We start from the raw sequence: 13,001 nt of genomic DNA on the forward strand, positions 1-13,001 counted from the left end.
GAACCCCTCGAACTGATCAATGGACTTCAGCAGAATGCGTGTTCGGCAACGATCGCATTTCAGGTGACCAGTGCGAATATTGTCATTGTTGAAAGAGTGCCCACGGGGCGACATGTGGAAAACCTCGACTGGGCATTAGCGCCCGAGAGAACGGCCGTATGTTCTGAAACAATATTGAGGCAAAGCAGAATAATGTCGGAAACAGCTACGAATCAGCACTTCTGAGGTTTCGGAGCATTTAACGATTTTTGATAGCTTGCAATCGAACAAGCCGCTATTCGCCCCCACAATCGCGTGTGGAGTGCGTGAACTATAGTCGCATATCACACGGCAGCATGACCTGTGGTCGATAGTGCACTGCGGCGCCATCGTCCCGTTTCGTTTTGATCACCTTAGTCGGTCAGGACCAGTCAGTGCAGCCGCGGCGCCTTCAGCATCCGCGCGCGGTCAGTGGATACCAGCTCCACATCGAACGTGTCTCCGCCGCGGTAGAGCGTCAGTGGCACATCGACACCCGCCGCGCCAAGGCTCCACAGGGCCTGATAGAACTCGGCGGAATCGCGCACCTCTTCGCCATCCACCGCCAGAATGACGTCGCCGGTCTTGAGTTCCGCCCGGGCGGCGGGTCCGCGCTTGGCGATCCCGACCACCACGACCTTGTCCTCGACCTCGGCGGCATAGAGGCCCAGCCATGGCCGTGCCGGCCTGTTGACCCGGCCGAACTTGCGGAGATCATCGAGAACCGGCTTCAGCAGGTCGATCGGCACGACCATGTTCAGATGCTCGCTCTGCCCGCCATGCTCGCGCTCGATCTGCAACGAACCGATCCCGATCAACTCGCCTTTGCCGTCGATCAACGCCGCCCCGCCCCAGTTCGGATGCGCGGGATGGGTGAACAAGGCATCGTCGATGAAATACTCCCAGTAACCGGCGAACTCCTGGACAGCTGCGATCTTGCCGGACACCGAACGCGTGCGGCCGCCGGCGCCGCCGACCACCACCTGATCACCCGGCTTCGCAGCGCTGGACGTGCCCAGCTTGAGCGGAATGATGTCGATATCGCCGAGCACTTGAACCAGGCCGAGGCCGCTCTCCTGATCGACGCCGAGTACCGTGCCCGGCACCACGGCGCCATCGCCGAGATGCACCCAGATCGTCTCCGCTTCAGTGATGAGATAGCCGATAGTGAGGATCAGACCTTCGTCAATCAGCACCCCATTGCCGGCGCGCTCGGTGCCAAGGGTTTCCGCCGTGAAGGCATCTTCGGGAATGATGCAGTGAAGCCCGACGACGGCGTCGAGCGCACGATCGAGATCGAACTTGAAATCCTCCGGGCGCGGCTGAACGCCTGCAGGCACCTTCCATTCGGTCAATGATGGCATCCACATCTCCTCGTCCGAAATCGCCCGCCCACCGAGCATATAGGAACCGATTGGGCGCGCAAAAGTCCAGCACGCACCGGTTTTATCGAGGGATACTCATCCAATCGAGCAGGACTGTGTTGATTTCACGCGGATAGGCGTGGCTGAGGTCGTCGATCTCGCGATAGGCGACATGCGCGCCCGCCACGGTGAGCGCGTCCCTTGCGTCGCGCGCGGTCTGCACCGGAAACATCCAGTCGAGCCGGCCATGCACGAGATGGATCGGTAGATCGCGCAGCCGATCGGCATCGGCGAATTGCGCCATCAGCGGATGGAAGGTCGCGGCCACCGGCGCCAGATGCGTGAAAGGTGAGTCCGCGCGAAGCCCGCTCACATGGCAGAAGGTGCCGCCGTCGCTCATGCCGGTCAGCAGTTGTTGGGATCGATCGACGTTGTAGCGCCCCTGCACGAATTCGAGAATGCGGGCGATGTTCGGCGTGTCGGGATCATCGCCCATCAGCGCCCAGGTGCCACCGACCGCCGTGGGAGCGACGACGATGGCGCCGCGCGCACGCGTATCGGCAACCCAGCTCCAGAGAAACGCCCGGCCATTGCCGCTGCCGCCATGCAACGCCATGACCAGCGGCCACGTCCGATCCGGCGTGTAATATTCCGGCACGTAAAGCGAGAAGCCGCCGCGTGCCCCCGGCTCCCCGCCATGCATGACGCCCGTATTCTCGGCGGCGGGCTGCGCCAGTTGCGCGACAAGCGCGGCATCCTCGCGCAACGCCGGCGGCAGGAAAAACGAACTGACCGGCGGCAGTCGCCCGACCGTCGCATAGAGCGCCTCCTGCGCCCGCGTCGCGTGACGCACCGCGCGGAACACCATGGTGATATCGCCGCCCGGCTTCTGCGCATCGCAGAGACCTGCAAAGCCCGCAATGACGGCATCGCTGGTGGTATCGAGCTGGCGGCGCAGGTCAGCGAATTCATCGGGCCACGGCGCCATCCCGGCACGCACCTCCTGCAAGGCCACATCCGGCCGGCCGACAGCGTCCATCATGGAATCGAAAGCCGGCGGATGAAGATGTCGCGCGACGAATTGCAGTGCTTCCAGCGTCTGCAGGAGCGGTGGCAGCAGTGCCACGATGTCATCGACAACCTTATCGCTCATCACATCCTCCAGATCGAACATCACGTGGCGCCGCGCGATAGCCCGCACATCTCTTCGCCCGTGATCGCTTTCATAGGTACTTAAACCCGCAGCGATGGAAATGTAATCAGTCCATAAAATTAATCGCGAATTGCAGAAAGGCTTCGTTGGCTTTGATTCTGTTTTGTAGTGGCTGCAACAGTGAGAACTGCTGCGGCCATGCCGCGAACCGACGCGCCAGCCGCAGCATAGCGGTGTGGAGTATCAATCATGCGTACGGCCTCGCTTGTCCTCTTGTCGGCCGTCTCCATCACCCCAGCTTTCGCACAAGGCATCGATACCACAGGAACACTCGGGCTGCGCGGCAGCGACACCAGCCTTGTGGTTCGCGGGCGCCAACAACCCAACATGCAGCCGAGCGCACCATCACGGCCCGTTGCCGACGACGCCTCGCTGACGGACACGATCGCACCATCAGCGCCTTACAAGGGGCACGAATTTGCGGATGGCACGCTGCGCCTCGGCATCACCGCAGCGACGATGTATGACGACAACGTCTTTGCCGGCCGCACCTTGCGGCCATCCGACACCGTGTTCATTGGTCGCCCGGAATTCTCGTGGGTCAAGCAAGGCAGCGGCTACGGCGTCGGCATCGACGGCTATCTCGAAGCCCGACAATATGTGAAATTCGAATCCGAGAACCAGTTGAACGGATCGGTCGGCGGCAGCTTTACGCTGATGCCAGACAATGACACGCAAGTCATCGGCAATGCGCGTTACATCCACGCGCACCTGGAGCGCGGCACGTCGGAGACGATCGGCCCCGGCGACATCCTCCTCAGCACGGCCTTCGACCGTCCGATTTCATATGACCAGGGCGTCGGCTCGCTCGCACTCAACAAGCGCTTTGATCGATGGTGGACGTCTGTCGGCGCGGCAGGCTCTGTCGTCGCTTACAAGGACCCTACCATTGGCGATCTCAACATCGATCTGAGTTATGCCGAAGGCACGATCGCCGTGGTGAACGGACGCCTCGGCTATGTGGTTGCACCACAGACGAGCGTCTTCGTGGAGGCCGCAGGCAATACGCGGGACTGGAAAGTCGGCATCTTCGACTCCACCGGCTATCGCACCACCGGTGGCGTCCTGTTCGAGCAAGGCCCGAACGCGCGGCTGAAAGGCGAAGTCTGGGCTGGCTACATGAATCAGAGCTACAACGGCATCAGCTTCCAGAACGTATCGAGCTGGACCTACGGCGCCTCGCTGGCCTTCCTGTTCACCGATCAATTGACCGGTACCATCGAAGGCAGGCGCGAAGCCAAGGAGGCGGCTTTGAGCCTCGGCCTGATCGGCCCCACCACGATCGGCGCCAATGCAGCCGTGTGCTCCGCGGGCGCGTCCTGCGTCAGTGCTATCCAGTCATCGGTGAGCGGCCGTCTCGACTACAAGCTGCTGCCGAATCTGGTGGTCGGCGCCGGGGCATCCTTCGTGGTTGACGACTATCTCGGCGAAGCCGCAGGCGGACGTGTCGACCGCACCATCAGCCCGCTGGCCTCGGTCAAGTATTTCCCGAGCGACCAGTTGGCATTCGGCTTCGACTATCGGCGCGTGAATTACGATCCGTCCGGAGGATCGGCAGCCGGCGTCAGCGCGCTCTCCTACTATCGCAACCTCTATCTCGTCTCAGCGAACGGCAAGTTCTGATCGCCGGCTGCTCGCCGCCAAACTCAATGCGTCGCCGCCTGCTTGCCGCGCACGCGATCGACAAGCTTGCGACACTGCATCAGGATGTTGCGGCGATACAGCGCCGGCTCGCGCAGAATGCCGACGCAACGACTGACAGCGGCTTCGCCATTGCCGTCGCTCGCGATCAGCGACGTAAAGCCGCCGATGGTAACACCGCCACCACCACCTCCTCCTCCGCCGCCACCGCCGTTGCCGGGATTACCCGCACCGGGGCCACCGCCATTACCCGGCGATCCACCGCCCGGATTGTTGCCACCGGGATTGTTGCCGCCGGGATTTCCGCCGGGGCCGCCGCTGCCGCCACCATTGCCGATATTCACGGTCGCCAGTGAACCCGACGGCCCCGGCCCGGCATTCAGCACATTGGCGACGATCCCACCGCCAGTCGATGGCGTGCCGGATGTGGCCGTCCCGCCCGCATTGCCATTGGCAATATTCACCGTGCCGAGCGTGCCGGATGCCCCGGGCGTTGCATTCAGAATGTTCGCGGCAAGCGCGCCACCATTGCTGCCGCCCGCACCGCCAGTCGATGAACCTGAGCCGGCTCCTGCGCCGTTCAACGCATTCACCGTCGCGAGTCCACCGGATGGTCCCGGCGTCGCGTTCAGAACATTTGCACCGACAAGACCGCCGCCTGCAGCCGTACCGGACGCTGGCGCACCTGTTCCACCTCCCGCACCGTTCAGTGCATTCACCGTGGCCAGGCTACCGGACGGCCCCGGCGTCGCGTTCAAAACATTCGCTCCGACCAGACCGCCGCCTGCAGCCGCACCGGACGCTGGCGCACCTGTTCCGGCGCCCGCACCATTCAGTACATTCACCGTGGCAATACCACCGGACGGCCCCGGCGCGGCATTCAGCACATTCGCGGTTACTGCACCGCCGCTCGCGCCTGCCCCCGGTGCAGGTGCGCCGGTCGCAGCACCCGCGCCGTTCAGTGCATTGACTGTCGCGAGACCGCCGGAGGGACCCGGCGTTGCGTTCAGCACATTGGCGGTGACAGCACTTCGCGATGCGGCTTCGCTGCCAGCGGCACCGCCCGATGCCGGCCGTTGACCGTTGAGCACATTCACTGTCGCCAAGGATCCGCGCGAACCTGTCGTGGCATTGCCGACATTGACGGCAGCCAGTGTTCCGTCGCGTCCTTCCGGCGACGCCTTCCGGCTGCCTTGACGGTTCAGCACATTGACATTGGCGAGACGACCGCGACCGGTCGAGCTCGCACTCAGTGCATTTGCCCCGATCAACGGACGCTCGCTACGCGCTGCACGGCTGCCCGATCCACCGACCGAAACTTCAGCCGCCCGCGCCGCGCGTGCAATCGCGCGCGCCTGGCGCGGACTGACATAGATCGGTGCTCCGCCGCCTAGTCCCAGCCGCGGGCGCGCACCTGCGCCATCACCGAGTTGCGTGCCACCCGAGAAGAACCCGGCGCCCCCGCCAAAGCCCGTGCCGCCGCTGACCGGCCCGGCACCGACACGAACATCGGTCGCGCTCACGCCGCTGCCGCCCACATTGACATCGCCGACACCCACGCCGACCGAGCCGGCGCTCACACCCACGCCGCCAACGCCGAGGCCGCCTGCACCGACGCCGACGCTGCCGACACCAACGCCGACGCTCCCCGCGGTGACGCCGACACCACCCAGCCCTACGCCGCCCGTACCGACGCTCACACCGCCGACACCCACACCCACGCCGCCGACGGCCACGCCGGTCGAACCGATGCTCACACCGCCTGGTCCCGCGCCGATCGTCGGCAAGCGAATGACCTGCGCCATGGCGCCTGCCGAGCCAAGCGCTGCCAGAGCGACACCTGCAAACAATGCGCGATGGATGTTGTGAATGGTGGATCGCATGGCTCTGCTCCCGTCCGGTCGCATCAGCGCGACCGGCGGATTAAAGCGTGCGAAATTGTGGACGTTCCTAACGCGAAGCGATCACCGATAATCGGTATCAATGCTTCGTTACTTCACGCGATTAAGTACCAGACAAAGGCATCTCGATCTGTACTGGTAGATAGTTGCGCGAATAAATCCGAAGCCTCATACGAAGCGCGATGCTTGACTCCACGACATTCGGTAGATGTGTAGTTGCGCGACTGCGCACAACACAACGGCCGAACAATCTGGGCCTACGGATCGAGTTCCGTGTCCCAATAGAGATAATCGAGCCAGCTCTCATGCAGATAGTTCGGCGGGAACAGCCGGCCGTTGCGATGCAGCTGGTGCACCGTCGGCGAGAACGCGGTCTGGCGCGGGAACATGCCGGCCTGATGAGTCGTCAGATTGCCCTTGCGCAGATTACAGGGCGAGCAGGCCGCGACGACATTCTCCCAGGTGGTCTGGCCACCCTTGGAGCGCGGGATGATGTGATCGAAGGTCAGGTCGTCGCGCGAGCCGCAATACTGGCAGGAGAAGCGATCGCGCAGGAAGACGTTGAAGCGCGTGAAGGCAGGATGCGTCGTCGGCTTCACGAACGACTTCAGCGACACCACGCTGGGCAGCTGAAAATCGGCCGAAGGGCTCCGCACCGCGTGATCGTAGAGCGCTACGATATTCACACGATCGAGAAACACCGCCTTGACCGCGTCCTGCCACGACCAAAGCGATAGAGGATAATAGCTCAGCGGCCGGAAGTCCGCATTGAGTACAAGAACCGGCCAGCCGCCTTGCGAGACATGTGCGTTCAAGTAACGCTCCTGACTCCACAATTCGACTGCGCGAAGCAGCCTGTCATCACATACTACAGGCAGCGTGACAGGGTTGTGAAGGGCATAGCTCTGGTCTATCCCCTCCGCAAAAGCATGCCGCAATCCCGGCTTTTTCCGCTACATCGGGTGGTCTCACGAGAGGGCTGCCGCTAGCCGCGGGACGCGAGCCCTGCTTGACGCGCGCCACGTCCGAAAGCTGCCTGATGGTCACTTCGTCACGATATCTTGAGGCCCCGCAATGGCTGCGTGCCTTCGTCCGCGCGCATGAAACCAGCCTTGCGGTCCTTGCGGCCATGATCGGCGTCATTGGCGGCCTTGTGGTGGCCGGCATGGGCGCCGCTGTCAGCGTGCTGCACGCCGTATTGTTCAATCTGGAATGGGGGCAGCGGCTGTCCAGCCAGTACTGGATCGATCCGGTCCGGGCGCTTGCGGTTCCCACCCTCGGCGGCCTCGTTCTGGGACTGACCTTTGTATGGCTGCTGCGCTGGCGGCCGGCGCGGGAGATCGACCCCATCGAGGCCAATGCGCTTTATGGCGGCAAGATGTCGTTTCGCGGCAGTGTCATCGTCTCGCTGCAAACCATCTGGTCGAGCGGCGTCGGTGCCTCGGTGGGGCTGGAGGCCGGCTACACCCAGCTCGCCAGCGGGCTCGGCGCCTCCATCGGCCGGGCTTTCAACCTCCGCCGTGCCGATCAGCGCGTGCTGGTGGGCTGCGGGGCCGCCGCGGCCATTGCCGGCGCCTTCGGCGCGCCGCTGGCCGGCGCGTTCTATGCATTCGAACTGGTGATCGGCAGCTATACTGCAGCCAGCCTGATGCCCGTCGGCGTTGCGGCCGTGACCGGCTATTTCGTCGCGCACTCCTTTTCGCCACTGACCCTCGGCGTCGTCGCTGGCCGCTTCGGCGATGTCGAGGCGCACGATCTCCTGGTGGCAGCGCTGCTTGGCGTGTTTGCCGCGGCCTATGGCATCGGCATCATGCGCGTCGTGACATGGTGCGAGATGCTGCTGACCAAGATCCGGCTGTGGTCGCCGCTTCGCCCCGCGCTCGGCGGCCTCGGCGTCGGCCTGCTCGCGCTGCTGACGCCGCAGGTGATGTCGTCTGGCCACGGCGCGCTGCATTTCGGCGGCATGACGGCCTATCCGATCGCACTGGTTGCCTTCGTGATGGTGCTGAAGACCATCGCATCGATCATCTCGCTCGGCACCGGCTTTCGCGGCGGTCTCTTTTTCGCCTCGCTGTTCATCGGCGCGCTCGGCGGGCATCTGTTCGCCACCGGCATCAATGCGCTGTGGCCGGAGATCAATGTCGATCCGAACATCTATACGATCATCGGCATGAGCGCTCTGTCCGCCTCGGTGATCGGCGGCCCGCTGACCATGAGCTTCATCGCGCTGGAATCCACCGGCAATCTCTGGCTTACTACCGCGGTGCTGGTGGCCGTCATCATCTCGACGCAGATCACGCGCGAGCTGTTCGGCTACTCCTTTGCCACCTGGCGCCTGCATCTGCGTGGCGAGACGATCCGCAGCGCCGCCGATATCGGCTGGATCCGCGACCTCACGGTCCAGCGGCTGATGCGGCCCGATGTCAGCATGGTCGAGGTCTCGATGCCGCTCGATGAATTCCGCACCAAATATCCGCTCGGCTCGAAGAACCAGGTGGTCGTGGTGGATTCCGAGGGCTGCTATGTCGGCCTCGCCAGCGTGCCCGATGCGCATTCGCCCGATGTCACGGCGTTCCGCCTCGACAGCCTGCTCTACAGCCGCAATGTGGTGCTGCATCCCGAAATGAACATCCGCGACGCCATGGTCGTGTTCGAAGGCGCCGAAGCGGAATCCCTCGCCGTGGTCGAGGCGGAGAGCCACCGCGTCCTCGGCACACTGTCCGAATCCCATGCCACACGGCGCTATGCCGAAGAGGCCGAGCAGCGCCGCCGCGAAGCCTTTGGCGAGATGTGACGGCCTATCGCTCGAACAGCGACAACAGGTGCCCTTCGCGCGGCGACGCCTTTCCGGCCAGCGTGGCGCGATAGACACGCTCGACATCGGCAAGCCCATGGCCCTCGACGATGGCCAGCGACGTCTCCAGCATCGGCAGGAAATCCGCCCACGCTGCGCCGAAACGCGTATCGATGCCGCCCGGTCCCCACTCCTTGGCGCGCTTGCGGATCTGGTCCGGCGCAAAGAACCAGGATGGTTTGACGCCGGGCAGTCCATCCGTCTCCGTCGTGTCCTGATGGGTCATGCCGATCCGGCCGCTATAGACGAGATTATCCTTGAAATGCCGGTGCAATCGCGCGCGCAGGTCGGCATTGCCGGCCATGTCGACAAAGGCCGTCGGCTGCTCCGCGGGCAGGCTATCGACGCGATCATAGGGGACGACCTCGTGATAGCAGCCGAGCGAGGCGACGAAATCTGCATTGTCGTGTGACGTCAGGCCGACGACGCGGATCGGCTGACGCTTCGTGTGCAGCAGATGCGCGAGACCGAAGGCCGTCTTGCTCGATGCGCTCGACAGGATCACCTGCCGGGCGCCGAAGAACTCCGCCTCGGCCAGAAAATCATCGACGAGAAAAGACAGCATGAACAGCGCACGCAGCAGCGCCTGATAGTCGCCGTTGCGCCCCGTGAAAGCAGGATCATCACTCACCCGCGCATAGGCATTGTACACGGGCGCAACACCCTGCCGTTGCGCGGCGCCATCGCGCAGGCCGCGCTTGCTGACATCCGCAGCTTCGATCACCAGATGCGTCGCCATCGGGAAATAGCCGAACAGGCGCTCGCCCGTCTCGATCTGCGGATGCTTCGAAGCGATCACCTCGCCAAAGCCCCAGACCGGCACATTGCCGAAACCCTCGGGCGCAGGAAACAGCTGCCAGTATTTCAGGGCATCGCCCAGCATGGCGTAAGTAATATTGTTGGCGGTGAAGGCGAAGCGATCGATCTTTACCAGCAGCGCATCCTCCGGCAGCGCATCGTGTGACGGCAGTGGCACCTCCGTCACCTCGACCGTTGCCAGATCGCGCTTGCTCACATTGAACTGCCGAATGCCTGTCATCGGTATCTCCTCCTGTTTGCGCAAAGTCTCACCACAGGCGATGTCCGTTTTGCGACAGGCCGCTTGTTTAAAACGACGTTCGTTTCAAACAGCATTCAAGCGGGCGCGCCCGCGATCACGCCTTCGCGTTTCTTGATGGCGTGATAGTAGGCCCACCACAGATGCGCGGCTGCGCCGCGGAGCGGACGCCAGGATTCGGCGATGGGCGCCATATGTTTCACGGTCGGGCGCGCATCGAGGCCGAGCCCGACCTTGATCGCCTCCTGGATGGCGACGTCGCCGGCGGGCCAGGCATCGCCATGGCCGAGACAGAACAGCAGATAGACATCCGCCGTCCACGGGCCGATGCCATGTAGCGCCACCAGCGTGTTGTGGGCGGCATCGGCATCCTCCTCGGCCAGCACATCGAGGTTGAGCCGCTCCTCGACCATCTGCTTCGCAATCGCTTTCAGCGTCCGGATCTTCGCAGCCGACAAACCGAGCCGGCCGAGCCGGTCGGTGCGCGCTTTGCGGATGGCGTGATGATCGAACGGCACATAGGCCGCATGAACACGGCCCCAGATCGCAGCCGCGGCGGCGACCGAGACCTGCTGACCGCACACGATCTGCGCCAGCCCCTCGAACCCCGGCGCGCGCTGGCGCAGCGCGGGCATGCCGGCCATCGCGAGAATCGGCTTCAGACGCGGATCGGCTTTCACCAGTTGCCGAACGGCGGCATCGAGGACGGATTGATCGGTGAGATGCACGGTCATGGAACAAGGTCATCATGAGGAACCGCGTGAATCAATGCCCCAACTTTGCCCCTCATGGTGAGGAGGCGCCAATGGGCGCCGTCTCGAACCATGAGCGACAAGCACTCGGAGCTTGCGGTCATCCTGCGAGACGCGGTCGAAGACGACCGCTCCTCAGGATGAGGGACGGAGTGTGCGACCGCGGAACCAAAGCCTCGAACGCCGCGTTGTCGGGGCTCAATGGAGGCTGCCATGCGGACCTTGTTCGGAATGATTTTGGGTGCCCTGATCCTGGGCATCGGCGTTTACATGCACGACTCGATGGCGACATCGACGGTGGCCAATGGCCAGACCGCGCAGGAACGTCGCACGATCGTCAACTGGGACGTGGCCCAGACCAATTGGGAAGCGCTGAAGGCGCGCACCAAGGAGGATTGGGCGAAGCTGACGGCGCAGATGAAGTCGTAAGCGGAGCTGCGGAGGACACGCGAGAGGGATTGAAACGAGACCGGCTGAAGCCGGCTGCAAAAACGCTCCCGTCCCTGGACGGGAGCGTTTTGACGTTTGCTATTGAAATTACTTCTTCTCGGCAGCCGCCTTGCGGGCATCGGCGATCGCGAGCTTGAAATGCTCCTTGCTGATCGGGCCGGGGATTCGGAACTTGCCGACGATGAAAGACGGCGTGCCACGGAAGCCGAAGGCTGTTGCCTGCTTGTCGATCTGCTTCAGCTTGCCGGCGATGGCATCCTTGTTGCTCGCCAGATCCGTCAGCGCGCGATCGACATCGATGCCGGCCTTTTTCAGCGTGTCGCGCGCCACCGTTTCGGTGAGCTTCGTATTCAGGCTGATCATCGCGTCCTGCGCTTCGATGAACTTGTTCTGATAGCGCGTCGCCAGCACGAGGCCGGCGGCATAGACCGAGACCGGGCCCAGGATCGCCCAATCCTTGGAGACCAGGCGGACATTGCCGTCTTCCTTCACCACGGCGCGCAGCTCGGGCGCGATCTTGCGGCAATACGGGCACTGGTAATCGAAATATTCGATGATGGTGACGTCGCCCTTCGGATTCCCCGATGACGGGATATCCGGATCGCGCAGCACCAGGGCCTCGTTCAGGACCTCATCGTCATCCGGCTCGCTGCCGGGGGCAGCCCATGCGCGCCCCGCAATCCCGAACAGCGCCGCGCCGCCGGCCAGGCCGAACAGGCCGCGCCGGGTCGGTCGAAGGGGGAACCGGATGTTGCTCATGATGTTCTCCGCGGTCGCATCATGCGCCTGCCGTCATGTCACATAGATATTGCGGGCCAACATATAGAGCGCCACGAGGATAATGATAACCGCAAAAACCACGTTCAGCGCCCCGCGCCGCAGCGACAGCGCGCGGGCCGTGGCGGTCCCGATGACGCCGCCCACCAGCCCGCCGAGAATGAACACCAGCGCAAGCGTCCAGGAGATCAATCCGGACCAGGCATAGCTCGCAGCCGTGGTGAGGCCGAATGCGGTCACCGCCACCAGCGAGGATGAGATCGCGCTCATGATCGACATGCCGGTGGCCAGCATCAGCGCCGGCACGATCAGGAAGCCGCCCCCGATGCCGAAGAAGCCGGACAAGGTCCCCGTGACGAGGCCGAGGCCGAGCAGCGCCGGCGTATTCGCAGCGCTGATATCGACACGATGCGCACCGACCCGCGCCCGCGTCTTCAGCATCAGCACGGCGATCACCAGCATAAGCCCGCCGAACAGCGCCAGCAGATTGTGCCCGTCCATCTGCTTGCCCAGAATCGAGCCGCCAAACGCGCCGACGATGCCGGCCGCGGCAAACACCAGCGCGCAGGACCAGTGCACATTGCCGCCGCGCGCGTGATTGCCGAGATTGACCGCGGCATTCGCCGCCACCGCGATGGCGCTGGTGCCGATCGCCACGTGGGGATTGGGCACGCCCACCACATAGACCATCAACGGCACGGCGAGAATCGAGCCGCCGCCCCGACGAGGCCGAGCGAAAATCCCACCAGTGCGCCGGAGCCGAGCCCCAGCACGCTTTGCATCATCGTGATCATCAGTCGCCGATTCGCGATTACTTTGGCCGCGACCTTAGAGCATGATCCCGAAAAGTGGATGCCGGTTTTCGGACAAGATCATGCTCGCATGGACAAAAATTCGAGAGCCGGCTTCATCGAAGATGAAGCTGGTTCTCGTGGCCTTTTTCCGTCATCTCCATGCAGGGAAGCGCATGGCTC

Annotated in this window: 10 protein-coding genes and 1 pseudogene; 3 read left to right on the forward strand and 8 right to left on the reverse strand. The window is 63.6% G+C overall.

What is annotated here, in order from left to right; all coding sequences use genetic code 11:
* Positions 1-410: 410 nt before the first annotated feature.
* Entirely contained in the window at positions 411-1,382 is a 972-nt protein-coding gene (locus tag RPMA_RS25315; protein ID WP_211910396.1) for a S1C family serine protease, read from the reverse strand.
* Between the two features lie 82 nt (positions 1,383-1,464).
* Entirely contained in the window at positions 1,465-2,535 is a 1,071-nt protein-coding gene (locus tag RPMA_RS25320) for a carboxylesterase family protein (RefSeq protein ID WP_211910397.1), read from the reverse strand.
* A gap of 249 nt (positions 2,536-2,784) precedes the next feature.
* Here RPMA_RS25320 and RPMA_RS25325 point away from each other — a divergent pair, with 249 nt between their 5' ends.
* Positions 2,785-4,218, forward strand: coding sequence for an outer membrane beta-barrel protein (locus RPMA_RS25325; RefSeq protein ID WP_211910398.1), 1,434 nt, complete (start codon positions 2,785-2,787; stop codon positions 4,216-4,218).
* Between the two features lie 23 nt (positions 4,219-4,241).
* Here RPMA_RS25325 and RPMA_RS25330 read toward each other — a convergent pair whose 3' ends face one another.
* Complete coding sequence (locus tag RPMA_RS25330; protein ID WP_211910399.1) at positions 4,242-6,119, reverse strand: hypothetical protein; 1,878 nt, start codon at positions 6,117-6,119, stop codon at positions 4,242-4,244.
* A gap of 275 nt (positions 6,120-6,394) precedes the next feature.
* A complete protein-coding gene (locus RPMA_RS25335; RefSeq protein ID WP_211910400.1) occupies positions 6,395-6,952 on the reverse strand; it encodes an HNH endonuclease in 558 nt (185 codons plus the stop codon).
* Between the two features lie 194 nt (positions 6,953-7,146).
* Here RPMA_RS25335 and RPMA_RS25340 point away from each other — a divergent pair, with 194 nt between their 5' ends.
* Entirely contained in the window at positions 7,147-8,931 is a 1,785-nt protein-coding gene (locus RPMA_RS25340) for a chloride channel protein (RefSeq protein WP_408056468.1), read from the forward strand.
* A gap of 4 nt (positions 8,932-8,935) precedes the next feature.
* Here the strand turns inward: RPMA_RS25340 and RPMA_RS25345 are convergent, their stop codons facing one another.
* Both RPMA_RS25345 and RPMA_RS25350 read right to left on the reverse strand, forming a co-directional pair.
* The gene (locus RPMA_RS25345; RefSeq protein WP_211910401.1) at positions 8,936-10,030 is read right to left on the reverse strand and encodes a DUF2855 family protein; all 1,095 of its coding nucleotides are present in this window, start codon (positions 10,028-10,030) and stop codon (positions 8,936-8,938) included.
* A gap of 95 nt (positions 10,031-10,125) precedes the next feature.
* Complete coding sequence (locus RPMA_RS25350) at positions 10,126-10,782, reverse strand: DNA-3-methyladenine glycosylase family protein (protein WP_211910402.1); 657 nt, start codon at positions 10,780-10,782, stop codon at positions 10,126-10,128.
* A 231-nt stretch (positions 10,783-11,013) separates the two neighbouring features.
* Here RPMA_RS25350 and RPMA_RS25355 point away from each other — a divergent pair, with 231 nt between their 5' ends.
* Complete coding sequence (locus RPMA_RS25355) at positions 11,014-11,229, forward strand: hypothetical protein (RefSeq protein ID WP_211910403.1); 216 nt, start codon at positions 11,014-11,016, stop codon at positions 11,227-11,229.
* 108 nt (positions 11,230-11,337) lie between these two features.
* Here the strand turns inward: RPMA_RS25355 and RPMA_RS25360 are convergent, their stop codons facing one another.
* Complete coding sequence (locus RPMA_RS25360; protein WP_211910404.1) at positions 11,338-12,009, reverse strand: DsbA family protein; 672 nt, start codon at positions 12,007-12,009, stop codon at positions 11,338-11,340.
* Positions 12,010-12,042: 33 nt separating this feature from the next.
* Positions 12,043-12,821: pseudogene (locus tag RPMA_RS25365) on the reverse strand (sulfite exporter TauE/SafE family protein).
* Positions 12,822-13,001: the final 180 nt, after the last annotated feature.

It is taken from the genome of Tardiphaga alba, assembly GCF_018279705.1.
Taxonomy (GTDB): Bacteria; Pseudomonadota; Alphaproteobacteria; order Rhizobiales; family Xanthobacteraceae; genus Tardiphaga; species Tardiphaga alba.